We start from the raw sequence: 23,080 nt of genomic DNA on the forward strand, positions 1-23,080 counted from the left end.
TCCTCGGGTCGCAACGATCGATCGTCATCCAGCGTGGGCGCGGCGCCGGGGACGGCTCCAGCCGGAGCCGCCAACTCGCGGATTCCTTCCATGCGTTGTGCCGTCCGTGGCGATTTCGTCCAGCGCGTCCAGGGCGTCCATCGCGTCCAGGACAGCTCGGGCGACCTCTTCGGGGGGACGGCCGTCCGTGGCGACCACCGCCGTGGCGATCCCCTCGTACAGGTGCCGACGGGCCTCCATCAGCTCCTGCCACCGCTCACGCGGGTTCTCGGCGAGCAGCGGGCGCGGGCGGGCGGTGTCGAGGCCGGTGCGCCGGACCGCTTCCTCGACGTCCATCGAGAGGTGGACCGTGCGCAGGGCGACCAGTGCCGTCCTGGTGTCCGCATCGAGGATCGCCCCACCGCCCAGCGCGAGGACGCCGTCGTGCTCGGCCAGCGCCCGGTGAACCGCCCGTTTCTCGATCGCCCGGAAACCCGGCTCGCCCTCGTCCCCGAAGATCTCCGCGATCGTGCGGCCCTCGACGGCCTCGACGTCGTCGTCCGTGTCCCTGAATCCGACGCCCAGCAGTCCCGCCAGCAGCCGCCCGACGGTGGACTTGCCGACGCCCATCGGGCCGACCAGCACCGCCTGTGGACCGGTCATCGGACGGTCAGATTCTCAAGGTACGACCGCACGTTGCGGCGGCTCTCTGCCACGCTGTCGCCGCCGAACTTCTCCGCCACCGCGTCCGCAAGCACCAGGGCGACCATGGCCTCGGCGACGATGCCGGCCGCCGGGACCGCGCACACGTCCGAACGCTGGTGATGGGCCTGCGCGGAGCCGCCGGTGGCGACGTCGACGGTCCGCAGCGGGCGCGGCACGGTCGCGATCGGCTTCATCGCGGCGCGCAGCCTGAGCGGCTCACCCGTGCTCAGACCGCCCTCGGTTCCGCCGGAACGGCCGGTGACCCGTCGTATCCCCGCGTCGGTCCCGACGATCTCGTCGTGCGCCAGCGACCCCGGCACCCGCGCCAACCCGAAACCGTCGCCGACCTCAACGCCCTTGATCGCCTGCACGCCCATCAGTGCACCGGCCAGCCGGGCGTCCAGTCTGCGGTCCCAGTGCACATGCGAGCCGAGGCCGACCGGCACGCCGTACGCCAGCACCTCGACCACGCCCCCGAGGGTGTCGCCGTCCTTGTGGGCCTGGTCGATCTCCGCGACCATCGCCTTCGAGGCGTCCGCGTCCAGACAGCGCACCGGGTCGGCGTCCAGCCGCTCGGTGTCCGCCGGAGTCGGGCGGATCCCGTACGGCGCCTGCGCCGCGGCCAGTTCGACGACGTGGGAGACGATCTCGATGCCCGCCGTCTCCTTCAGGTAGGAGCGGGCCACCGCACCCAGCGCCACCCGGGCGGCGGTCTCACGGGCGGAAGCGCGCTCCAGGATCGGCCGGGCCTCGTCGAAGCCGTACTTCTGCATCCCCGCCAGGTCGGCGTGACCGGGGCGCGGGCGGGTCAGCGGGGCGTTACGAGCGAGGCCGGCCAGGGTCTCCGGGTCGATGGGATCGGCCGCCATGACCTGCTCCCACTTCGGCCACTCGGTGTTGCCCACCATCACCGCGACCGGCGAACCGAGCGTCAGACCGTGCCGGACGCCGCCGAGGAACGTCACCTCGTCGCGCTCGAACCTCATCCGCGCACCGCGGCCGTAGCCGAGCCGGCGCCGGGCCAGGTGGTCGGCCACCAGCTCCGTGGTGGCCGGCACGCCGGCCGGAAGGCCCTCCAGCGTCGCCACGAGTGCGGGGCCATGGGACTCCCCCGCCGTCAGCCAGCGCAACCTGCTCAACGGTGCACCTCCGGCGGGGCGGGCAGGCGCAGGCCGCGGTGGATGTCGAGGGCGGCGGAGGACTGGTTGAGGGTGATGTAGTGCAGGCCGGGGGCGCCCTCGTCGAGGAGCTGCTGGGCGAGTTCGGTGGCGTGGTCGACGCCGATGCGGTGGGACTCGCCGGGGTGGTACTGGGCGGTGCGCAGGCGCAGGGCGAGGTCGTCGGGGAACGTCGCGTTGCTGAGGCGGGCGAAGCGGGCGATCTGTTCGTAGCGGGTGGCGGGCATGATCGCGGGGACGACCGGGGTGTCGCAGCCGGCGGCGGCGAGCCGGTCGCGCAGCCGGAGGTAGTCCTCGGCGCGGAAGAACATCTGGGTGATGGCGTAGTCGGCGCCGGCCCGGCACTTGGCGACGAAGTGGCGGATGTCGGTGTTCCAGTCGGGTGAGCGCGGGTGGCGTTCGGGGAACGCGGCGACCCCGATGCTGAACGTGCCGCACTGGCGGATGAGTTCGACGAGTTCGGCGGCGTGCCGCAGGCCGTAGGGGTGCGGAAGCCAGGGGGCCTGCGGGTCGCCGGGCGGGTCGCCGCGCAGGGCGAGGACGTCGCGGATGCCGGCGTCGGCGTAGCGTCCGATGATGCCGCGCAGTTCGGCGGCGGAGTGTCCGACGGCGGTGAGGTGGGCGACCGCGCGCAGGGTGGTGTCCTCGGCGATGCGCCGGGTGAGCTCGGTGGTGCGATCGCGGGAGGTGCCGCCCGCGCCGTAAGTCACCGATACGAAAGACGGGTTGAGGGGTTCCACTCGGCGCAGGGCGCTCCACACGACCCGCTGTCCCTCGCCGGTCCTGGGCGGGAAGAACTCGAAGGAGTACGAGCGGTGGCCGGCCGCGATCAGGGCGGCCGGGCCGCACCGGCGCGGGCCGGTGGCCACGGGTGCGGGTACGGGTACGGACGTGGGTGCCGTCATGTCGGGTCGCCTCCTGTCGCGGTGTAGGTCTGGGTGCCGATGTGGGACAGGGCGAGGGTGGCCAGGGCCGAGCCCCACTGGGCGCGGCGGGTGGTGTCGTGGCCGGCGGCGAGGGCGGCGAGGTATCCGGCGCGGAAGGCGTCGCCCACTCCGGTCGGGTCGGCGGCCTCGGCGGCCGGGACCGCGGGGACGTCCAGCGGGGGGTCGCCGGCGCGTTCGACGCGGCTGCCCTTCTCGCCGAGGGTGGTGACCCAGGTGCCGACTCGGCTCAGGACGTCGGTGTGGGTCCAGTCCGTCTTGGCGAGCAGCAGCGCGTGTTCGTACTCGTTGGTGAACAAGTGGTCGGCGCCGTCCACGAGTTCGCGGATCTGTGCGCCGTCGAGCCGGGCCAGCTGCTGGGAGGGGTCGGCGGCGAAGGGGATGCGGTAGGTGTGGCACGCGCGCGTGTGACGGAGCATCGCGGCCGGGTCGTCGGCGCCGACGAGGACGAGGTCGGCGCCGCCGTGCCGGCGCAGGACTTCGATGAGGTCGATACCGGCGGCCTCGGTCATCGCTCCCGGGTGGAAGGAGGCGATCTGGTTGCCGTCCTGGTCGGTGGTGCACAGAAAGCGGGCGGTGTGGCGGGTGCGGGAGACGTGGACGCCGGAGATGTCCACGCCGAGCGCGGCGAGGCGTTCTCCGTACGGGGTGAAGTCCGCGCCCACCGCTCCCGACAGCAGCGGGTGGTGGCCGAGTTGGGCGAGGCCGTAGGCGATGTTGGCGGCCACTCCCCCGGCCCGTACCTCCAGGGTGTCGACCAGGAAGGACAGCGAGACGTGGTCGAGGCGGTCGGCGAGGAGCTGGTCGGTGATGCGGCCGGGGAAGCTCATCAGATGGTCGGTGGCGATGGAGCCGGTGACGGCGATCCGCATCTCAGGCCCCCGCCGCGAGCCGCAGGGCGTCCACGCGGTCCGTCTTCTCCCAGGTGAACTCGGGCAGTTCGCGGCCGAAGTGGCCGTAGGCGGCGGTCCGGGCGTAGATCGGGCGGAGCAGGTCGAGGTCGCGGATGATGACGGCGGGGCGGAGGTCGAAGACCTGCCGGACGGCATGCTCGATCGCCGGGTACGGCACGGTGGCGGTGCCGAAGGTCTCGACGAACAGTCCGACCGGCTCGGCCTTGCCGATGGCGTACGCGACCTGGACCTCGCAGCGGCGGGCGAGGCCCGCGGCGACGACGTTCTTGGCGACCCAGCGCATCGCGTACGCGGCCGAACGGTCCACCTTGGAGGGATCCTTGCCGGAGAACGCGCCGCCGCCGTGGCGGGCCATGCCCCCGTACGTGTCGATGATGATCTTGCGGCCGGTCAGGCCCGCGTCGCCCATCGGGCCGCCGATCTCGAAGCGGCCGGTGGGGTTGACGAGGAGTCGGTAGCCGTCGGTGTCGAGTTTGATGCCGTCGTCGGCGAGCCGGGCCAGTTCGTGCTCGACGACGTGGGTGCGGATGTCGGGGGTGAGGAGGGTGTCCAGGTCTACGTCCGCGGCGTGTTGCGCGGAGACGACGACCGTGTCCAGGCGGGCCGCCCGGCTGCCCAGGTACTCGACGGTGACCTGGGTCTTGCCGTCCGGGCGGAGGTAGGGGACGACGCCCTCCTTGCGGACCTCGGTGAGGCGGTGCGCGAGCCGGTGGGCCAACTGGATGGGCAGCGGCATCAGTTCGGGCGTCTCGTCGCAGGCGTACCCGAACATCAGGCCCTGGTCGCCCGCGCCGCCGGTGTCGACGCCCTGCGCGATGTCCGGGGACTGGGCGCCGAGGGACACCGACACCCCGCAGGAGCGGCCGTCGAAGCCCTTCTGGGAGGAGTCGTAGCCGATGTCGAGCACGGCGTCCCGGACCAGGCCGGGGATGTCCGCGTAGGCGGTGGTGGTGACCTCGCCGGCGAGGTGGACCTGACCGGTGGTGATCAGGGTCTCCACGGCGACCCGGGAGTGCGGGTCCTCGGCGATCAGCGCGTCGAGGACGGTGTCGCTGATCCGGTCGGCGATCTTGTCGGGGTGTCCCTCGGTCACGGACTCCGAGGTGAACAGGCGGCGGGACATGGCTCTCCCTGGGTCGCAGCGGCTGCTGGCTGGTGGGGCTCGGGGCGTCGGGGCGGAGAGCTCCTCAGGGGGAGTGGGAGCTCTCCGCCCCGACCGGGGGGGGAGGGGTGGTCAGAAGGTGGCGGCGGTGAGGGCTCTGGCGAGGCGCACCACGCGGTCGGCCTGGACGCGGGCCGCGTTGCGGGTGACGTCGCCGACCGGGAGGGTGCCGCCGGCGTCGTGGTGGGCGGTGCCGTAGGGGTTGCCGTCGACGAACTTGTCGGGGTGGGTGAAGCCGGGGGCGACGACGATGCCGCCGAAGTGGTGAAAGGAGTGCATGAGGGCGAGCAGGGTGGACTCGTTGCCGCCGTGCGGGCTGCCGGTGGAGGTGAAGCCGCTGTAGACCTTGTCGGCCAGTTCGCCCTTCTTCCAGGCGCCGCCGAGAGTGTCGAGGAACTGCTTGAGCTGGGCGGCGACGTTGCCGAACCGGGTCGGCGACCCCATGAGGACGGCGTCCGCCCAGACGACGTCCTCGACGGTGGCGAGCGGCAGGTCGGCGGTCGCGGCGGCGTGGGCGGCCCAGGCGGGCTGGGACTCCACGGTCTCCCGCGGGGCCAGTTCCGCGACCCGGCGCAGCCGGACCTCGGCGCCCGCCTTCTCCGCGGTGTCGGCGAGCTCGCGGGCGATGTCGGCGACATGGCCGGTGGCGGAGTAGTAGACGACGGTGACCTTCACGTCCGTGTCCATGGCGGCCCTCACCAGTCCGCCAGGTGGAGGGAGAGGAGCGGGTCGGGCAGGTCCAGTGCGGAAGCGGGGTGGGTGAAGGTGCGGTCGTAGTGGAGGAGCGGGGTGCGGTCGTCGTCCACATACGTCTCCACGACACGGCCCACGAGGATGCTGTGGTCTCCCCCGTCGAGTACGGCGTGCAGCGCGCAGGCGACGCGGGCGCAGGCGTCCGGCGAGCCGGGCAGGCCCCCTTCGCAGGGCTCCATGTCCCCCTCGGCGAACCGGTCGACGCCGGAGCGGGCGAAGGTGCGCGCGACCTGGTGCTGGCCGTGTGCGAGGAGGTTGACCAGGAAGCGGTCCGTGGTGGTGAACGCCCGGTGGGTGCTGGCGGCCTTGTTCAGGCAGACCAGGATCAGGGGCGGGTCCAGGGACAGGGACGTGAAGGAGGTCGCGGTAAATCCCCAGCGCCGTCCGTCGGTGTCCACGGTCGTGACGACCGTCACCGGTGCGGGCACCCGGGACATGGCGTGGGTCAGGGCACTGCCGGTCGTACCTTCCATGAGCTGCTCACTCTCCGGGTCGTGGCGGATCAGGGCTGGAGGCGGCTGGTGCGCCAGCCGCGGTCGTGGCGGTCGTAGCGCAGCCTGCGGTGCAGTCGGTCCGAGTCGGCGCACCAGAACTCCACGGTGACCGGGGCGAGCAGATAGCCGACGAAGCGGGCGGGGCGCGGCAGCGCGGTGCCGGGGGCGGCGAGGCGGTCCGCCTCGGCCCGCAGGGCGGCCGTGTCCCGCAGAAGTTCGCTCTGCCGGGAGGCGGCGGACATGGAGTGCATGGGGATCGGCCGGGCGGACCAGAGGCGGTCGGAGTCGGTGTCGCTCTGCTGGGCCACGGGGCCGGAGAGGATGAGCTGTTGGCCGGTCTCACGCCAGTACAGGAGCCCGGACGCCCAGCCGGTGGCGGCGATCTCGCGGCCCTTCTGGCTGGTGGTGTGGCTGGCGAAGACCAGTCCTCGCGTGGTGATGTCGGTGACGGCGACGATGCGGTTGGAGGCCCGTCCCCGGCTGTCGGAGGTGGCGAGTGCCAGGGCGCGCGGTTCGCGTACGCCGTGGGCGGCGGCCTCGGTGATCCATTGGCGGACGAGGCCCAGCGGTTCGGCCGGCGGGTCGTCGTACTCGGGGAAGTCCAGGTCGACTTCTCCGGTGAGGCTTTCGAATCGGCTGCTGTTCACGGGAGTTCCTCGCTAGACGTAGAGGGTGCCGCGGGCGGCGACGACGCCGTGGCCGCCGACCTCGACCGAGCGGACCGTCTCGCCGGTGCCCTCGGCGGTGGCGAGCATGAGGGACGGGCGGCCCATCTCGACGCCCTGGAGGATCTCCAACTGCTGTCCATAGGCGGCGAGTCGATGGCGGGCCAGATGGATGGCGAGGGGGCCGGCGGCGGAGCCGGTCGCCGCGTCCTCGACGACGCCGTAGGCGGGCGAGAACATCCTGGTCCGCCAGTGGGTGCCCGCGCCGGCGAAGCAGTTGGCGGCCATGTCGGGGAACTCTCCGAGGGCGCGGTGGTCGGGCCGCAGCGCGGACAGCGCCGCGACGCTCCCGAGGCCGACGAGGACGTGCCGGGGGCCGTTGCGGTAGATCTCCACGGGCGCGACGGTGTCCTCGACGCCGAGTGCCGCGAGGAGTTCCGCACGGTGCTCGTACGGCTCCCAGGTGGGGATCGGCTGCCGCATCCGTACGGTCGTCACGCCGTCGTCGTCGGCGAGTTCGAACGGGACGACGCCCATGGCGGTCTCCAGCAGGAGCCGGTCCTCCTTGAGGGTCTCGCCGAGGGCCACCGCGGTGCCCAGCAGCGGATGGCCGGCGAACGGCAGCTCGTTGACAGGCGTGAAGATGCGGATACGGGCGTCCCCGCCCTGCTCCGGCGGCAGGACGAAGGTGACCTCCGAGAGGTTCATCTCCCGGGCGATGCGCTGCATCAGCTCGGCGGTCAGGTCGGCGGCGTCGAAGAAGACCGCCACGGGATTGCCTTCGAGCGGGCTGCGGGCGAAGGCGTCGACGACTAGGTATTCGTGCACGGTTCGAGGTCCCCCGGATTCGATACGGCGGTTGCGGCGGAGGTCGTGAACACAGGTCCGGTTCCGTCGAGTTGGGGCAGCACAGGGGCGCCGCCCTCGACCGCGGCCTCGACGTCGAAGCGGGTGCGGTGGGTGGGCGGGCCGCCGATGAGCTGCGCGGCCCGGTTGGGCGGCAGGTCGGCGGGGCGGTCGGTCTCCCAGAGCATCACCGCGCCCCACCGGTTGTGCTCCGGGTCGGCCATCCAGAACTTCAGGCGCAGACCCGGTACGTCGCGCCAGGCGGCGGCCGTGCCGTCGCTCAGGTGCTCCCGGAGGGAGTCGATGGTCTGTGGTGTGCCGTCCAGGTCCCACCAGGCGATGTCAACCCGCACGGCCGAGCACCTCCTGGATGGTGCGGCCCAGGATGCGCGGCCCGTCGACGGTCAGCACGGACTCGGCGTGGAACTGCATCGAGGCGAAGCCCGGTCCGCGCAGGGCGTGTACCTCGCCGGTGGCCGGGTCCCGGCTGACCTCGACGGCGCCGATCCCCGCGATGTCCTGCTTGTCCTCGTCGCTGCGGGCGGTGAACGTGTTGTAGAAGCCCACACGTTCACGGCCGCCGAACAGGTCGATCTCCCGTTGCACGCCCTGGTTCGGGACGTCCCGGCGCACCAGGTCCAGGCCGAGGCCCAGACTGAGCACCTGGTGGCTCAGGCACACGGCGAGGAAGGGCCGTTGCTCCGCCAGCAGGCAGTCGATCGCCGAGCGCAGACTGCGGATCTTGGGGTCGTCCGCCGCCCGGGGGTCCCCAGGCCCTGGGCCCATCACGATGAGGTCGTGGCCACCGAAGGCGTACGGGTCGTCGAACTGACTGACCGACACCTTCAGTCCCAGAGACCGGAGTTGCAGCCCGATCATCGCGGTGAAGGTGTCCTCCGCGTCGATGATCAGGGCGCTCAGCCCCTCCAGTCCGGTCACCGCGGCCCGCCGCCCGGTGCCCCCGTCGAGCCAGAACCGGGCGATGTCGCTGTTGCGTCGGGTGAGGGCCGCGCAGACCTCGGGGTGGGTGCCGTACCGCCGGGTGCGGCCGCTCTCCAGGGCGCCGAGGAGACCGGCGGCCTTGGCCCGGGTCTCGGCGACCTCCGAGTACGGGTCGGAGTGGCGCACCAGCGTGGCGCCGACCCCGATGCTCACCCGGCCGCCGGGGTCGATGTCGGCGGTGCGGATGAGGATGGCCGAGTCGAGGGCGCGCTCGCCGTTGCCGTCCCGGCCGATGAGGGCGGCCACCCCGCTGTAGTAACCGCGGCCCTCGGGCTCGTACTTGCGGATGATCCGCACCGCGCTCTCCAGCGGGCTGCCGGTGACGGTGGGGGCGAACAGCGTCTCGTGGAGCACCGCACGGACGTCCTGGTCGGTGCGTCCCTCGATGAAGTACTCGGTGTGGGCCAGCCGGGCCATCTCCTTGAGGTACGGGCCGAGGACCCGGCCGCCGCCCTCGCAGATCCGGGCCATCATCTTCAGTTCCTCGTCGACGACCATGTACAGCTCGTCGGTCTCCTTGCGGTCGGCGAGGAACTCGGTGACGCCGGCCAGCGTGGGACCGGCCGACGGATAGCGGTAGGTGCCGCTGATCGGGTTCATGACGGCGGCCCCGCCGTTCACCGAGATGTGCCGTTCGGGAGTGGCCCCGACGAAGGTGCGCTCCCCGGTGTGGATGACGAAGGTCCAGTACGCGCCCTGCTCCCGCTCCAGCAGCCGGCGGAAGAACACCAGCGCGTCACGGACCGAGTAGTCGCCGATGTCGGCCAGGAAGGACCGTTTGACGACGAAGTTGGCGCCCTCGCCGGTGCCGATCTCGTCCGCTACGACCCGGCGCACGGTCTCGGCGTACTGCTCGTCGTCGATGTCGAAGCCGAGGGCCGTCACGGAGGTCGGCGTGTCCGGGAGCCGCTGGAGGAGTTCGTTCAGCGGGACGCGGTCCTGGTCGGTGACGGACAGGGCGAGGAGGGGCGCGTCGTCCTCGGGGGCCGTGAAGCCGCGTTCGGTGATCTGCCGGTAGGGCACCACGACCAGGACGTCGTGCTCGGTCCCGGCGTCGCCGGGCGCGGGCGGGTCGGGGAGGGCGATGCCGGCCAGGGTCTTTGGCAGTGTGATGTCACCGACGAGGACGTCCACGGTGTCCGGGACGCCGCTCTCCGGGCGGTGCAGCAGGGCGAAGGCGGGCGCCTGGAGGTCGAGTACGCGGTCGAGCAGGTCGCCGGGGGTTCGGGGGTCCCGGCCGTGCGGCGCGTTCATATGAACACCTCCCCGGACGGCAGGACGACCGCACAGCGCTCGGCGGCGTAGTCCAGGGCCAGTCGGTGATAGGCCTCGGAGAAGTCGCCGAGGGCGTCGGCGGCGAGGAAGGTCCGGATGTCGTGGGTGAACGCCTCCAACGCGGTGGCGAGGACGCCGACATGGGCGTACACCCCGCACAGCACGAGCTGGTCGCGGCCCGCTGCCCGCATCCGCTCCAGCAGGTCGGAGCGGAAGAAGGCGCTGTAGCGCCACTTGGTGAACACCCAGTCGTCCTCGGCGGGCGCGAGTTCCGGCACCACCTCGCGGTCGGCCGGGTCGGTGCGCATACCGGGGCCCCAGAAGTCCTTGAGCAGGCCGCGCTGTTCGTCGGTCATCCGGCCGGGCTGTGCCGTGTACGCCACCGGGACGCCGAGGGCGGCGGCACGCTTGCGCAACGCGGCGGCGTTGTCGACCAGTTGGCCGCGCAGGGGGTCGGGCAGCGCCTGGAGGAAGTAGCGCTGCATGTCGTGGACGAGCAGGACGGCACGGTCCGGGTCCGGGGCCCAGTCCGCGAGGTTCTCGGGCAGGTCCTCGGCGGTGGGCAGCGGGTACGACGCGATGGGGGGCAGTCCGGGCATGGGATCGTCTCCCTTCCTGTGGGGTGGCGGCGTCGGCGGGGCGCGGTTCAGAGGGTGTTGGCCCAGGCCGTCACCAGGGACACGGCCTGCCGGGAGTTGAGGCGCGGGTCGCAGAACGTCGTGTGGCGCTCGCCGATCCGGCCGAGGGCCGAGGCGTCCGCGGCGCACTCCGTCACGTCGTCCGGGGTGGTCTCCAGATGGAGCCCGCCGGCCGTCCCGCCGGCCGCCGCGACGGCGAGGCCGAACCTCTGGACCTCGCTCGCCATGGTGGTCAGCAGCCGGGTCTTGCGGCCGCCGGGGGCGGTGATGGTGTTGCCGTGCATCGGGTCGCACAGCCAGATCACCGGGTGGCCCGCGGAGCGGACCGCCGTCACCAGGGCCGGCAGGCGCTCACCGACGGCGTCGGCGCCCATGCGGGAGATCAGGGTGAGGCGGCCGGGCTCGCGCAGCGGGTCGAGGCGCTCGCACAGCGAGGTGAGCTCCTCGGGCGTCATGCTCGGGCCGACCTTGCAGGCCACCGGGTTGACCACATCGGACAGCAAGTCCATGTGGGCGCCGTCTAGTTGACGGGTGCGCTCGCCGATCCACGGCCAGTGCGTGGAGCCCAGCCAGCGGGTGGAGTCGCCGAGGTCGCGGACCATCGGGACCTCGTAGTCCAGCAGGAGCGCCTCGTGGCTGGTCCACACCAGGGGTTCGGCACCGGGCCAGGTGCGCAGGGCGGGGGCGCGCCAGCCCAGGTGTTCCATGATGTCGCCGGCCGCCATGTATCCGGTGAGGATCCGCAGCGGGTCGGGGCGCCGGCTCTCGGGGCAGGGCACCGGGCTGTTGACCATGTGCCCGCGGTAGACGGGCAGGGCCAGGTCGCCGATCTGCTCGAAGTCGTTCGAGCGGGGCTTGGCGAACTGGCCGGCCATCCGTCCGACGCGCAGCACGGGCTTGCCGGTGAGCATCTTCAGGGTGCTGGCGAGCAGGTCGAGCACGGCGGTCTTGCGCCGCACATGGCCGGCCGTGCACTCCTGCGGGTCTTCGGCGCAGTCGCCCGACTGCACGACGAGCGCCTCCCCCGCGGCCACGGAGGCGAGCCGCGACCTCAGGGTGTGGACGTCGTCGACGCGGACCAGCGGTGGACGGGAACTGAGGATCTCCCGTACCCGCTGGACCTGGGCGGGGTCGGGCCATTCCGGCTGCTGGAGCGCCTTGGCCCGCTGGATATCGGTGAGTGCTTGTGCCACGACAGTGCCCCCGTGGAGCGGAGAGGATTTACTTTCGGGTGATGGCAGGCCGCGTGTGCGGGTCCGCACGTCAGGTGGGAATTCCCTCGCGCTCGACGCGCGGTACGTCGATTCCCAGGGCCCGGAACTGCTGGCAGGGGTTCATGAACTCGCGCTGCTGTTTTATTTTCCCGTTCTCGAAAAGGAACGAGTGCAGGAAGTGGTTGCGGTAGTACCCGTCGGGATATCCGGGAAAAAGTATCTTTCCCTCTCCGTCGCATTCGACCCAGAAGCGGTCGGGGTCCTGGGAGTCGAAGATCTCGACGTTGGTCCAGGCCCAGTCGGGGAAGCACTTGAGCGACCAGACGGCGTGCTCGCCCAGCCGGTCGCGGCCGTGGATGACGATCGGCTCGCCGCTCTCGGTGGTCCACAGACCGCCGGTGCCGTCCTCGGTGAACAGCAGGTGGCGCCGGAGCCGGTCCTCGCCGCGGGTGTTCATGTACTGCTCCACGATCGCCCGGTTGTGGGCGCGCGATTCGTCCTGGTCGGCGGGTATTCGGGGGTCAGACATGGGAGTGTCCTCTGCGGTTGGGGGGCGTTGGGGGCGGGTCGTTGGGGGCGGGTTCAGACGATGAAGCTGATCTCGCGGGGGTCGCCGCCGACGAGGGCCCGGCCGTAGACCTGTTCGGGGATGCCCATCCCGAAGCCGGCGTGCCGGCTGCCCACGTTGATGTCGCGCCAGAGCCGCTGCAGGGGGTTGGACTCGTTGAAGGCGGAGGAGCCGTGGGCGGTGAGCAGGGTGTCGACGGCCTCCCGGCACAACCGGCCCACCTGCGCGGACTCCAGCCGGTTGCGGGCGCGGACGGTGAGGTCGGCGTTGACGCCGGCCCGGGCGAGCTCGTCGACGGTGTCCGCGATCCGGCCGGCCACCAGCTTGGCCGTGTCGATCTTCGAGGTGGCGTCGGCGAGGTCGAGCTGGAAGGTCGGCGACTGGGTCTGGTCGCGGTAGGTGGAGCCGGCCACCGGGCGGGTGGGGCCCTTGTCCCGGACGAACTCCAGGGCCGCTTCGGCAGCGCCGATCAGGGCGCCGATCAGCCCGATGGCGAACAGCCCGGTCAGGCTGTTGCGGTAGGGCAGCGCCGGGTCGACGATGCCGTCGGTCTCGCCGTTGAGGACGGGCAGGTAGGGCACCAGCCGGTGCTCGGGTACGAAGATCCGGTCGGCGACGACGGTGTTGCTGCCGGTACCGCGCATGCCGGCGAAGTACCAGGTGTCCTTGACGGCGACCTCGTCGGTGGGCATCAGGGCGAAGCGCACGTCGGGGCGGCCCGCGTCGGTGGGGACGGCGATCAGGGCGCTGACCCACTGGGCGTGCAGACAGCCGGAGACATAGGCCCACTCGCCGCTGACGATCACACCGCCGTCGACCGGCTCCACGGCCGGTGAGGGCATCCCGAGGACCAGCGCGCACCGGGCGTCTGGGTCGTCGCCCCAGATCTCGTCGCCGGCCCGGGCCGGGAACAGCGCGGCCATGAAGTTGCCGGCGTTCAGGACGCCCGCGATCCAGGCGGCGGACGGGCAGCCCCTGCCGAGCGTCGTGGCGACGTCGAGGAGGGTGCGCATGTCCGTCTCGTGGCCGCCGAGCCGGCGCGGGGTCTGCAGCCGCAGCAGTCCGGCCTCGGTCATGGCGTCGACGACCCGGTCGGAAAGGCGTCGGTCGCGCTCGCACTCGACGGCCTCCGCCCACAGGAGTTCCCGCAGACCTTCGGCTCGCGTGACGAGTTCCGCACGGTCGGGAATCAGCCCTTCGCGGGTGGCCGGATCGGCGGGGACCGTATTGTTCGACATACCGGATCATTCCTTTCGTATTTCTCGGCTCGCATTTCTCGGCGGATGGCGCGCAGGGCATTCTCAAGCCACGCGGCGTCCTTTCGGGCGGCGTTCTCGGAATTCCGGTCTGTCAGTGCGACCGAATGGGGCGGCGCCTTCGCGGGTGAAGATTTCCGCGCACGACCCGGCCGAGGGTGACGGGGTTCAGGAGGATCAGGGGCGCGGAGAGCAGGGAGCTGACCTTGACGAACTCCTGGGCGACGACCGGGTCCTGCTCGGCGGCGGTGAGCACCGCCCCGAAGAAGGCGTTGCTCAGCCGCACCGGCAGCGGGCGGTCCCCCTCGACCTGGGGGAGGGCCAGGTCGCTGCCGACGGCCATCTGCCAGGCCACCTCGATCCTGCGGGCGGCAGCCCGGAAGAAGCGGTACGCCAGCCGGTCGCGTCCGTGGCCGAGACACTCCCGCAGGACGTCGGCCTGAAGCGCGGCCACCGACATGCCCTGTCCGTAGACGGGGTTGAAGCTGCAGATCGCGTCGCCGAAGACCAGCAGCCCGTCGGGGAACCGCTCCAGCCCCTCGTACCGTCGGCGCACGCTGGCCGGGTAGCGGTGGGCGACCGGGGCGTCGAGGGGTTCGGCGGCGCACAGGGCCTCGAAGACGTCGGAGGGCAGGATGGGCTTGGCGAACTCCAGGAAGTCGCCGGGGTCGGTGGGCGGGTGGTGGCCGCCGTAGCCGATCAGGGTGAGCATCCAGCGGTCCGGTTCGTGCTGGAGGAAGGTCGCGCCGGTCGGCCGGCCGGGCTCGGCGCCCACGATCACGACCTTGCGGCGGCCGAGGGCGCCCGGGGCGAGGCGCAGGGTGCGGCTGACGTACTTGATATCGACGGCGATCCGGTCCTCGCGCGGGGGTTCGTGGCCGAGGTCGGTGAGCCAGCGGGTGGTGCGGCCGCCCCGGCCGGTCGCGTCGACCACGAGGTCGGCGGTCAGCTCGCGTTCCGCCCCGCTGTCGCGGTGCACCAGCCGGACGCCGGTGACGCGGGTCCCGTCGGGGGTGCTCAGCAGTCCGGTGGCCTCGCACCGGTCGACGATCTCCACGCCGGGCAACTCCCGTACCCGGGCCCGTACTCCCCCTTCCAGTTGGGGCCGGGTCGGCTGGTAGGTGGGGGTGGGGTCGGCGTAACGCCCTTCCTGGCACAGGAGGTGGCCGCCGGGTGCGAAGTGCATCTCGGTGGGTTCGCGGACCACGGGGACGCCGGCCGCCTCGAAGTACTCGAGCAGACCGGGGAACATCTCCTGCAGTCCCCGGGTGCCGGCGGGCAGGATCGCGTGGGCGTGCCGTCCCTGTGGCACTCCGCGCCGGTTCTCGTCCGTCGTCGGCAGCGTGTCCCGGTCGACCACCGTGACTCGGGCGAACGTCTCGTACAGCACCCGGGCGGCGAAGAGGCCGGCGATGCTGCCCCCGAGCACCACGCAGTGGCCGTCGCGGGGGCGCCGCCCCTCGGGGGCGTGCGGGTGTGCGGTGTCGTCAGACATGCGAATCCTCTGCTGTCCGTGAGGCGAGTGGCGGAGCAGGTTTCCCGGATGCGCTCGTGAAATCGGAGAGCCCATGATTTCCGGGGGAATCTCACGTTCCGGGCGGCGGAACGGAAAGTTTCGGCAAATCGCGACGCCGTGGGGTCGAAATCCGGCCGGAAAATACCCGACGGATTCCCTGTGCGGCACCCTTGTCAAACCTGTGCGGCGCGGCGCGCAATTGTCCGGACCAGGCGTCCCGACTCATTGACGGGGGACAAAAGAACCGATGCCGGAATTTGGAATTCCGAATTATCGGCGGGCCCCGGAGCCGTTTCCCTCAGTGGCGTGCTCCGCTGCGCGTCGCGGTCGCCAGCCAGCAGGCCGGGAGCGGTGCCACCGTGCGCCCGTGGCCGATCCGCGGGTCGTCGCCCGCGTACACCCGGGCCGACCAGCCGTGGCCGTCGAGCCATTCCTCCAGGTCGTCGCGGGCCGAGAGCCAGCGGGCGCCCTGCTCCTCGACACGTTCACGCACGGGCCTGCCCTCCTCCTGGAGCATGGCCGCCTTGAGGTGCTCCAGCATGAGCGTGCTGCCCGGCGCGGACAGTGCGCTCAGACCGGCGAGGAGCGCCTCCCCGTCCCCGTCCGTGAGATACATGAGCAGCCCCTCGACCAGCCAGACGGTCGGCTGCCCGGGGTCGAAACCCGCAGCTCGCAGGGCGGACTGCCAGTCCTCGCGGAGGTCGGCCGCGACCCCGTGACGCTCACAGGCGAGGGGCAGCCCGGAGTGGGCGATCAAGGCGTCCTTGAACTCCGTCATCTCCGGCAGCTCGACCTCGAACCAGTGGACTCCGGCCGGCAGGTCGAGGCGTACGGTACGGCCGTCCGCGCCGGCGGCGAGGGTGACGACCTGCCGGACGCCACCCCGGACCCCGGTCAGGATCTCCTCGTCGAAGAACCTGGTCCGCACCGCGAAGTAGGTGGGGAAGCCCCGCGCGCTGTGGTGGGTCTGCCGGATCACCTCGGCCACATCGGCCAGGACCGGGTCCTCGGAGAGCGCGGAGAGCAGCGCGACGGCGAGGGGATCCCGGAACAGCGCATCCGGACGTTCACTTTCCATTTGTCGCATCCACGCGATGAACAGTGCGGTCTGCCCGACTCCGACGGAGGGCGCCTTCACTTCCATCATAAAATCCTCCCCAAGACGAGTTCAATTCAACGAAAAGACGCGGGTCCACATTGCTGGATCAGCGCGTTTTGGCGTCCGTTGAAATCCGCCCGAGCGGTGAACTGATGGAATTCTGTGCGGGATCGCGGCTGCCGCGGTAGCGCGCTCTGCGCTATCTTCAACTTTATTCCACGGAACAGGCCCCCATTGAAGGATGTGTGCATGCTGGACGACCTGGACCGCGCGCTGATCCACGCGTTGCACATCGACGGCCGGGCACCTTTCAGCCAGATCGCCGCCGCCCTCGACGTCTCACCGCAGACCGTCGCCCGTCGCTACCGCCGGCTGCGCACCGAGGCGTCCTTACGAGTCGTGGGCCTGCCGGACCCTCATCAGGCGGGTCAGACACAGTGGCTCGTCCGGCTCACCGCGGCGGCCAGCTCCGCACAGGACCTGGCCCATGCACTCGTGCGCCGGCAGGACACCTCATGGGTGAAGCTCACCTCCGGCGGCACCGAGATCGTCGCGATCATCCACACGCCGACCGACGCCGCCGCGGGCAACTCCCTGCTGCTGCGCGACATTCCGCGCACCAACCACATCACCGCGGTATCCGCGCACTGCATCCTGCACACCTACCTCGGCGGGCCGACGAACTGGCGGCGCAGCGCCGACACGCTGGACGAGGACCAGCAGCGGCTGCTGCGCGAGCACGAACCGGCCGACACCTCGTACGTGCCCGTGCCGCGCCGGCTCACCGACGCCGACACCGATCTGCTGGTCGCCCTGCAGAAGGACGGCCGGGCCACCCACGCGGAGCTGGCCCAGGCGACCGGCTGGTCCCCGGTCACCGTGGCGCGACGGCTCGCGGATCTGCAGGCGGGCGGTGCCGTCTTCTTCGACGTCGAGGTGGACACCGGGCAGTTCGGCGCCAACACCCGGGCGCTGCTGTGGATGTCGGTGAGCCCGGCGCACATCGAGAACGTGGCGACGACCCTGGCCCGCCACGACGAACTGGCGTACGTCGCCGCGACCACGGGCCCCACCAACCTGGTCGCCCAGGCCCTCTGCCGCGACCCCGCCGACCTCCACCACTACCTGGCCCGGCGCCTGGGCTCCCTGGACGCCATCCACACCCTGGAGACCAGCCCGGTCCTCCAGAACCTCAAGGCGGCGAGCCCCATCATCACGGAACGGGAACGCACGAGACGCGCCGCGACGCCGGGGCGGGTACGGAACTGACAGCGCCTGCAACGGAACTGACGGACCGTCGGGAGCCATGGACCTGCGTCATGCGCGGGAGCCTCCCGCGCATGACGAGGCGGCGACCCGAAGGCCGCCGCCCGTATCTCCACGCCTCCCCGTGAAGGGGTCCGCCTAATGACCCGCCCCGGCACCACCCGCCGCGTCCCGGTCCACCATCGACCGGCTGGTGACGAAGCTGACCACGACCAGCGCCGCGGCGACCCAGAACGCGAGCTGGACGGCGTGCAGGGCGCCCGGGGCGCCGCCGTCGCCCGCGCTGCCCAGGTACACGCTGCCGAGGATCGCCACCCCGAGCGTGGCGCCCAGTTGCTGGACCGCGTTCAGCAGACCGGCGGCCGAGCCGATCTCCTGCGGCTGGAGCGGGGCGAGGGCGATGGTGAAGAACGCCGGGCTGAACAGGCCCACGCCGACGCCGACGACCCCGAGTGCGAACAGCAGCGGCGTCGGATACCGGTGCGGGTCGGCCGCGTGGTAGACGGCGATCGCGGCGAGGGAGCCGGCCAGCAGGACGGCGAGGCCGAGGGACATCATGCGGTGGCCGTACCGCTTGACGAGGTGGGCGCCGGCCACCCAGGAGGCGACGGCGAGGCCCACCGACCACGGGGCGAGCGTCAGGCCGGACTTCAACACGTCGGTGCCCAGGCCGAGTTGGAGCTGGAGGACGATGACCATCATCAGTCCGTTGGTGACGGCGAAAAAGGCCGTGGACGTCACCAGGGCGGCCGGGAAACCGCGGTGGGCGAACAGGCTCGGCTCCACCAGCGGACTGCGCCCCGCGGCGGCCACCGCCCGCTGGTGCACCGTGAACAGGACCATCAGGCACAGCCCGGCCGCGATGGCCGCCCAGCTCCACCCGGACAGGGCGATCAGGTCGGCGCCGATCAGCGGGTAGACGACGAGCCCGATGCCGGCCATCGCCAGCAGGGTGCCGGTGACATCGAGGGTGGGCCGCTTGGGCGCCCGGTTCTCCATCAGCTTGGGCGAGATCGCCAGCACCAGCAGCGACACCGGCACGTTCACCAGGAACGCCGCGCGCCACGAGGAGCCGAACAGGTCGGCGTGGGTGAGCACCCCGCCGAGCACCGGCCCGCAGACGGCCGCGAGGCCCATCACGGGACCGATACTGCCCAGTGCCTTGGACATCTCGGGGCCGGCGAACATCGTCTTGATCAGGCCGATGGTCTGGGGGATGATCACGGCCGCCGCGGCTCCCTGTACCACCCGGAAGGCGATCAGCAGCCCCACCGAGGGCGCTGCGGCGCAGGCGGCCGACGCGACCATGAAGCCGGTGACACCGATCACGAACAGCCGCTTGCGGCCCGCGATGTCGCCCAGCCGGCCGCCGGTGATCAGCAGCACCGCGAACGGCAGGGTGTAGGCGGTCGTGAACCACTGGATGTCGGACACCGACCCGCCCAGATCGGCATGGATCCTGGGCGCGGCGACCTGCACGATCGTCGCGTCCAGCAGGTTCATGGCCTCACCGAGCAGCAGGGCGGTGAGCGCCGGCCACCGCCATCGGTACGCCGTGGGTGTCGGCGTCAGCACACGCTCAGCAGTCATCGGGAGTTCCTCTCCACCGTTGTCGACACGCCGGCCCGGCCCCGGTCGGCGGGGCGTCGGGACCGACCACGACTCAGCGTGGGCGGGAGAGAAGGGGGTGCTCCAGCCGGCGCCGGAAGATGGTGGATTCCTTCCATCGGCGCCCTGCGCGCTGTCGATTTCCGCCACGACCGCCGGGCGCGCGCACTCCGTCGGCATCGCCTTGGTCCGTGCGGGGAGCCGGGTACGCGGCGTGAGGTTCCTTCACCAGGACGCCCGCCATGGAAGAAATGCTCCAGTACACCCCCACGACTGGAGCGGCCGTACGTGATCACTTCACGCTGGAGTCCCCCGGCCGCCCTCGGTGCTCCGGGTGCTCACCCCCTTACGTTCACCCTGTTCAGGAGCGTGCATGACAGTCCTGCCCGCCACCCAGCGAGAAGTCCGCCTCCTCACCAAGCCGACCGGGCTGCCCCAGCCGGAGCACTTCGTCGTGGTCGAGAGCCCCGTCGTACCGCCCGGCGTGGGCGAGGTACTGGTGCGCAACCGGTTCTTCCATGTCTTCGCCACCCTGCGCATCCTCATCGCGGGCGCCACCCAGGACACCCCGTTCCCGGTGCTCGACGCCGGCGACACCCTGGTGGGCGCGGCGATCGGCGAGGTCGTCGAGGCCCCCGCGGGCAGCGGCCTGTCGCCGGGCGACCTGGTCTCGCACTGGCTGGGCTGGCGCGAGTACGCCGTGGTTCCGGCCGCCGAGTGCACCCGCCTGGACCCTGCGGTGCTGCCGGATCCGGTCGCCCATCTGCAGCAGGGCTGGACGGCGTACGCGGCACTGACCCGGGGCGTGGAACTGCGGCCCGGGGACACGGTGTTCGTCACCGCGGGAGGCAGCGGCATCGGTTCGATGGCCGGGCTGATCGCCCGCCGACTGGGGGCCGGACGGGTCGTCGCCAGTGCCGGTTCGCCACAGAAGGCCGAGCGGCTGCGGACCGAACTCGGTTACGACGCCGTGGTGGTGCGGGGCGCGGGCCCGCTCGCGGAGCAGCTGGCGCAGGCGGCGCCCGGCGGGATCGACGTCTGTTTCGACAATGTCGGCGGGGAGCAACTGCGCGCGGCCGTGGACGCGGCGCGGCCGGGCGCCCGGTTCGTGCTGGTCGGTGCGTTGTCCGGGCAGTTGGACGCGGCCGGCCCTGGCACCGCGGCACCCGTGGAGCTGGACTCGCTGCCGCTGATCCACAAGCGGATCGAGATGCGCGGCTTCAGCTCCGACGACTACGACGACAAGGACGAGTGGACCGAGCGGTTCGGCGCCTGGCTCAGAGCGGGGGAGATCACCTTCCCCCATGTGCGGGTCAAAGGCATCGAGAACGGCCCACGGACTCTGCTGGAGGTGATCGAGGGACGCCACATCGGCGCCGTCGTCGTCGAGCTGTGAGTCGAGCTGTGAGTCGAGCTGCGAGACGAGCTGCAAGACGAGCTGTGACACGCCAACCCCCGCACCTGTCCGTCGAGTTCATCGAGTCAGGAGTCCCCGTGCCGCGTTCCGCCACCGAGATCCTCGATCTCCCCCTCGATGTCCGGCCGGAGCCGGACGAGTTGATCCGTGCCGCGATGCAGTGGCACTTCGATCCCGACACGGGGTCGCCGTTCTGGCTGGAGCAGGCCAAGAGCCTGCCCTTCGATCCGCTCACCGACGTCCGCAACCACGCGGACCTCACGCTGTTCCCGCCGCTGACGGCCGAGCTGCGGGACGTGCCCGCACAGGACCTCGTGCCGCGCGGATACGGCCAACGCCCCGATGTCGTGGGGGTGTTCGAGAGCGGCGGCACCACCGGCGCGCCCAAACGTGTGGTCCTGCTGCGGGACTGGCTGGAGCGGATGCTCCACTGGAGCAATCTCAACCTCGACGCCCACGGCTTCCCGCGGGACGTCGACTGGCTCGGCCTTGTACCGACAGGGCCGCACATCGTCGGCGAGTACTTCCGCAGGTCCGCGGCGACCCACGGGCGGTACGGCTTCACCCTCGACCTCGACCCGCGGTGGGTGAAGAAGCTGATCGCCGCCGGGCGCCGGGCCGACGCGGACGCCTACGCCGAACACCTCGTGGACCAGGCCGCGTTCGTGCTGCGCACCCAGGACATCGGTGTCCTGACGGTCACTCCGCCGCTGCTCGAACGCATCGCCCGGCGGGACGACCTGGCCGAGCTGGTCAACGAGAAGGTACGGGCGATCCGCTGGGGCGGCACCCAGCTCGACCCCGACTCCCGGTACCTCTACAAGACCGAGGTCTTCCCCGACACCGTCCTGTGCGGAAACTACGGCAGCACCATGATCCTGGGCTTCGCGGGCGAGCGCCCCGGGCTGCCGGACGACGCGGGCTGCGTCTTCGACCCGTACAGCCCGTACGTCATGTTCTCCGTCGTCGACCCCGAGACGCTGCGCCCGGTCGGGTACGGGGACCGCGGCCGGGTCCTGGTGCACCACGTCAGCAAGTCGTTCTTCCTGCCCAACAACCTGGAGCGGGACACGGCGACCCGGATCGAGCCGCTCGACGGGCGGGCAGGGGACGCGGTGGCCGACATCGCACCCGTGGCGACCTTCGAGAACGAGGCCGTGATCGAGGGCGTGTACTGATGGCCGGGACCGGCTCCGAGGTGGTGCCGCTCGACGCCCTGGGTGCCCGGGGGGCGTACCGGGCCCGCAGCCGGCTGTCCGTGACCGATGTCGCGGGCCGGGAGAGCGCCGAACTCAGCCTCGTACCCGCGCTGTTCGTCGACCGGACGCTGAAGGCCCTGCACGGGGCCGTGTCCCCGCTGCCCGACGAGCGGATCGGCATGATCGGCCGGGCCGCCGCGCTCTTCGAGAGCGGCACGCTCGACGGCCTGACGCCCGAGGCCTACGCCCACCGGGTCAGCCGGGTCGGCGGCACGCCGATCTCCGTGGTACGGGCCACCGTCACGGCCATCGCGACGCGGCTGCGCACGGCCCACCACAGCGTGGAGCAGGCGCGGCCGACGGGCGCGGTGCACCGGTGGGACGATCCGCTGACCCGCGCCGGACGCGCGGTGTGGGTGCGGCGCGGGAACGTGTTCGCGGTGCACGCGGCGGGCAACCATCCCGGGCCGCACAGCCTGTGGCCGGAGGCGCTCGCGCTGGGCTACCGGGTCGCCGTACGCCCGTCCCGGCGCGAGCCGTTCACCCCGCACCGGCTGGTCACCGCACTGCGCGCGGCCGGCTTCGGCGACGACCAGGTGGCGCTGCTGCCGACCGACCACACGACCGCGGACGCGCTGCTGCGGGGCGCCGATCTCGGGCTGGTGTACGGCGGCGAGGACGTGGTGCGCAAGTACGCCGGGGATCCCTCCGTGCTGCCGCAGGGTCCGGGCCGGTCGAAGATCCTGCTGACCCGGGAGGTGGACTGGCGGGAGCATCTCGACACGATCGTCGCCTCGGTGAGCGGCCACGGCGGCACGGGCTGCGTCAACACGACGGCCGTGCTCGTGGAGGGCGACCCCGCCCCGCTGTGCGCCGCGCTCGCCGAACGGCTGGCGGCCGTGCCGAGCCTGCCGCCCGAGGACCCCGCCGCGGTCTTCCCCGTGCAGCCGCTCGCCACCGCCAAGGCGCTCGAAGCCCATCTGCTGCGCCGGGCGAAGGGTGCCAGGGCGTGGCTCGGCGGCGACGGCGTCCTGGACGAACTCGGCGACGGCAGCGCCGTCCTGCGGGCCGCCGTCCACCAGCTCGACGGGCCCGGCGCCCCGCAGACGGCGGTGGAGCTGCCGTTCCCCTGTGTGTGGGTCGCGCCCTGGACGCGCGAGGCCGGTGCCGGGCCGCTGCGGGACTCCCTGGTCCTCACGGCGATCACGCACGACGACCGGCTGGTGGCCGAACTCGTCGAGGAGCCCTCGATCGGCAACGTGTACGTGGGCGACCATCCGACGTACCGGATGGAGGCGGGGCTGCCGCACGACGGCCACCTCGCCGACTTCCTGATGCGCTGCAAGTCGGTGATCCGGGACTGACCGACCGCGCGTTGCCCG

22 protein-coding genes are annotated in these 23,080 nt (G+C 71.9%); 4 read left to right on the forward strand and 18 right to left on the reverse strand.

Annotated features, from left to right (window positions below):
- Positions 1-24: 24 nt before the first annotated feature.
- From QF037_RS13010 to QF037_RS13090, 17 genes are all read right to left on the reverse strand, one after another.
- Positions 25-642: a shikimate kinase gene (locus tag QF037_RS13010; RefSeq protein WP_307024789.1), complete on the reverse strand. Its 618-nt coding sequence runs from the start codon at positions 640-642 to the stop codon at positions 25-27.
- Complete coding sequence (aroC, locus tag QF037_RS13015) at positions 639-1,823, reverse strand: chorismate synthase (protein WP_307024792.1); 1,185 nt, start codon at positions 1,821-1,823, stop codon at positions 639-641. The genes QF037_RS13010 and aroC overlap by 4 nt, the downstream gene beginning before the upstream one ends.
- Entirely contained in the window at positions 1,820-2,767 is a 948-nt protein-coding gene (gene metF, locus QF037_RS13020; RefSeq protein ID WP_307024794.1) for a methylenetetrahydrofolate reductase [NAD(P)H], read from the reverse strand. Before metF ends, aroC begins: the two co-directional genes overlap by 4 nt.
- A complete protein-coding gene (locus QF037_RS13025) occupies positions 2,764-3,678 on the reverse strand; it encodes a carbohydrate kinase family protein (protein WP_307024795.1) in 915 nt (304 codons plus the stop codon). Before QF037_RS13025 ends, metF begins: the two co-directional genes overlap by 4 nt.
- A gap of 1 nt (position 3,679) precedes the next feature.
- Positions 3,680-4,843 (reverse strand): methionine adenosyltransferase, encoded by a 1,164-nt coding sequence (gene metK / locus QF037_RS13030; RefSeq protein WP_307024796.1) that lies wholly within the window; start codon positions 4,841-4,843, stop codon positions 3,680-3,682.
- Positions 4,844-4,954: 111 nt separating this feature from the next.
- Positions 4,955-5,569 (reverse strand): NAD(P)H:quinone oxidoreductase, encoded by a 615-nt coding sequence (wrbA, locus tag QF037_RS13035; protein ID WP_307024798.1) that lies wholly within the window; start codon positions 5,567-5,569, stop codon positions 4,955-4,957.
- An 8-nt stretch (positions 5,570-5,577) separates the two neighbouring features.
- Positions 5,578-6,108, reverse strand: coding sequence for a flavin reductase family protein (locus QF037_RS13040; protein ID WP_307024800.1), 531 nt, complete (start codon positions 6,106-6,108; stop codon positions 5,578-5,580).
- Positions 6,109-6,137: 29 nt separating this feature from the next.
- Positions 6,138-6,776 (reverse strand): phenazine biosynthesis FMN-dependent oxidase PhzG, encoded by a 639-nt coding sequence (phzG, locus tag QF037_RS13045; RefSeq protein WP_307024802.1) that lies wholly within the window; start codon positions 6,774-6,776, stop codon positions 6,138-6,140.
- Positions 6,777-6,788: 12 nt separating this feature from the next.
- Complete coding sequence (locus QF037_RS13050) at positions 6,789-7,622, reverse strand: PhzF family phenazine biosynthesis protein (RefSeq protein WP_307024805.1); 834 nt, start codon at positions 7,620-7,622, stop codon at positions 6,789-6,791.
- Positions 7,607-7,993 (reverse strand): hypothetical protein, encoded by a 387-nt coding sequence (locus tag QF037_RS13055; protein ID WP_307024806.1) that lies wholly within the window; start codon positions 7,991-7,993, stop codon positions 7,607-7,609. The genes QF037_RS13050 and QF037_RS13055 overlap by 16 nt, the downstream gene beginning before the upstream one ends.
- Complete coding sequence (locus QF037_RS13060; protein WP_307024808.1) at positions 7,983-9,896, reverse strand: anthranilate synthase family protein; 1,914 nt, start codon at positions 9,894-9,896, stop codon at positions 7,983-7,985. The genes QF037_RS13055 and QF037_RS13060 overlap by 11 nt, the downstream gene beginning before the upstream one ends.
- Positions 9,893-10,516, reverse strand: coding sequence for an isochorismatase family protein (locus QF037_RS13065; protein WP_307024810.1), 624 nt, complete (start codon positions 10,514-10,516; stop codon positions 9,893-9,895). The genes QF037_RS13060 and QF037_RS13065 overlap by 4 nt, the downstream gene beginning before the upstream one ends.
- 47 nt (positions 10,517-10,563) lie before the next feature.
- Positions 10,564-11,748: a 3-deoxy-7-phosphoheptulonate synthase gene (locus tag QF037_RS13070; RefSeq protein WP_307024812.1), complete on the reverse strand. Its 1,185-nt coding sequence runs from the start codon at positions 11,746-11,748 to the stop codon at positions 10,564-10,566.
- 70 nt (positions 11,749-11,818) lie between these two features.
- Positions 11,819-12,298, reverse strand: a complete 480-nt coding sequence (locus QF037_RS13075) for a PhzA/PhzB family protein (protein WP_307024813.1) — start codon at positions 12,296-12,298, stop codon at positions 11,819-11,821.
- A gap of 53 nt (positions 12,299-12,351) precedes the next feature.
- A complete protein-coding gene (locus QF037_RS13080) occupies positions 12,352-13,575 on the reverse strand; it encodes an acyl-CoA dehydrogenase family protein (protein ID WP_307024814.1) in 1,224 nt (407 codons plus the stop codon).
- Positions 13,576-13,687: 112 nt separating this feature from the next.
- The gene (locus QF037_RS13085; protein ID WP_307024816.1) at positions 13,688-15,088 is read right to left on the reverse strand and encodes an FAD-dependent oxidoreductase; all 1,401 of its coding nucleotides are present in this window, start codon (positions 15,086-15,088) and stop codon (positions 13,688-13,690) included.
- Between the two features lie 319 nt (positions 15,089-15,407).
- Positions 15,408-16,256, reverse strand: a complete 849-nt coding sequence (locus tag QF037_RS13090; protein ID WP_307024818.1) for an SAM-dependent methyltransferase — start codon at positions 16,254-16,256, stop codon at positions 15,408-15,410.
- 201 nt (positions 16,257-16,457) lie between these two features.
- Here QF037_RS13090 and QF037_RS13095 point away from each other — a divergent pair, with 201 nt between their 5' ends.
- Positions 16,458-17,477: an Lrp/AsnC family transcriptional regulator gene (locus tag QF037_RS13095; RefSeq protein ID WP_307024819.1), complete on the forward strand. Its 1,020-nt coding sequence runs from the start codon at positions 16,458-16,460 to the stop codon at positions 17,475-17,477.
- Positions 17,478-17,612: 135 nt separating this feature from the next.
- On the opposite strand, the gene QF037_RS13100 is transcribed toward QF037_RS13095, so the two are convergent.
- Entirely contained in the window at positions 17,613-19,064 is a 1,452-nt protein-coding gene (locus tag QF037_RS13100; protein ID WP_307024821.1) for an MFS transporter, read from the reverse strand.
- Positions 19,065-19,455: 391 nt separating this feature from the next.
- Here QF037_RS13100 and QF037_RS13105 point away from each other — a divergent pair, with 391 nt between their 5' ends.
- The 3 genes from QF037_RS13105 to QF037_RS13115 all read left to right on the forward strand — a co-directional run bounded on the left by QF037_RS13105 (position 19,456) and on the right by QF037_RS13115 (position 23,062).
- Positions 19,456-20,478: an MDR family NADP-dependent oxidoreductase gene (locus tag QF037_RS13105; protein WP_307024823.1), complete on the forward strand. Its 1,023-nt coding sequence runs from the start codon at positions 19,456-19,458 to the stop codon at positions 20,476-20,478.
- 98 nt (positions 20,479-20,576) lie between these two features.
- Positions 20,577-21,677 (forward strand): phenazine antibiotic biosynthesis protein, encoded by a 1,101-nt coding sequence (locus QF037_RS13110; protein WP_307024826.1) that lies wholly within the window; start codon positions 20,577-20,579, stop codon positions 21,675-21,677.
- Complete coding sequence (locus QF037_RS13115) at positions 21,677-23,062, forward strand: aldehyde dehydrogenase family protein (protein WP_307024828.1); 1,386 nt, start codon at positions 21,677-21,679, stop codon at positions 23,060-23,062. The genes QF037_RS13110 and QF037_RS13115 overlap by 1 nt, the downstream gene beginning before the upstream one ends.
- Positions 23,063-23,080 lie beyond the last annotated feature (18 nt).

Origin of the sequence: Streptomyces canus, assembly GCF_030815415.1 — a bacterium.
Lineage (GTDB): Bacteria > Actinomycetota > Actinomycetes > Streptomycetales > Streptomycetaceae > Streptomyces > Streptomyces canus_F.

Coding starts and splice junctions, on each gene's coding strand:
- QF037_RS13010 (WP_307024789.1), bottom strand. CDS start 642: ATGACCGGTCCACAGGCGGTGCTGGTCGGCCCGATGGGCGTCGGCAAG.
- metF (WP_307024794.1), bottom strand. CDS start 2,767: ATGACGGCACCCACGTCCGTACCCGTACCCGCACCCGTGGCCACCGGC.
- QF037_RS13025 (WP_307024795.1), bottom strand. CDS start 3,678: ATGCGGATCGCCGTCACCGGCTCCATCGCCACCGACCATCTGATGAGC.
- metK (WP_307024796.1), bottom strand. CDS start 4,843: ATGTCCCGCCGCCTGTTCACCTCGGAGTCCGTGACCGAGGGACACCCC.
- wrbA (WP_307024798.1), bottom strand. CDS start 5,569: ATGGACACGGACGTGAAGGTCACCGTCGTCTACTACTCCGCCACCGGC.
- QF037_RS13040 (WP_307024800.1), bottom strand. CDS start 6,108: ATGGAAGGTACGACCGGCAGTGCCCTGACCCACGCCATGTCCCGGGTG.
- QF037_RS13060 (WP_307024808.1), bottom strand. CDS start 9,896: ATGAACGCGCCGCACGGCCGGGACCCCCGAACCCCCGGCGACCTGCTC.
- QF037_RS13065 (WP_307024810.1), bottom strand. CDS start 10,516: ATGCCCGGACTGCCCCCCATCGCGTCGTACCCGCTGCCCACCGCCGAG.
- QF037_RS13075 (WP_307024813.1), bottom strand. CDS start 12,298: ATGTCTGACCCCCGAATACCCGCCGACCAGGACGAATCGCGCGCCCAC.
- QF037_RS13080 (WP_307024814.1), bottom strand. CDS start 13,575: ATGTCGAACAATACGGTCCCCGCCGATCCGGCCACCCGCGAAGGGCTG.
- QF037_RS13085 (WP_307024816.1), bottom strand. CDS start 15,088: ATGTCTGACGACACCGCACACCCGCACGCCCCCGAGGGGCGGCGCCCC.
- QF037_RS13090 (WP_307024818.1), bottom strand. CDS start 16,256: ATGATGGAAGTGAAGGCGCCCTCCGTCGGAGTCGGGCAGACCGCACTG.
- QF037_RS13095 (WP_307024819.1), top strand. CDS start 16,458: ATGCTGGACGACCTGGACCGCGCGCTGATCCACGCGTTGCACATCGAC.
- QF037_RS13100 (WP_307024821.1), bottom strand. CDS start 19,064: ATGACTGCTGAGCGTGTGCTGACGCCGACACCCACGGCGTACCGATGG.
- QF037_RS13105 (WP_307024823.1), top strand. CDS start 19,456: ATGACAGTCCTGCCCGCCACCCAGCGAGAAGTCCGCCTCCTCACCAAG.
- QF037_RS13115 (WP_307024828.1), top strand. CDS start 21,677: ATGGCCGGGACCGGCTCCGAGGTGGTGCCGCTCGACGCCCTGGGTGCC.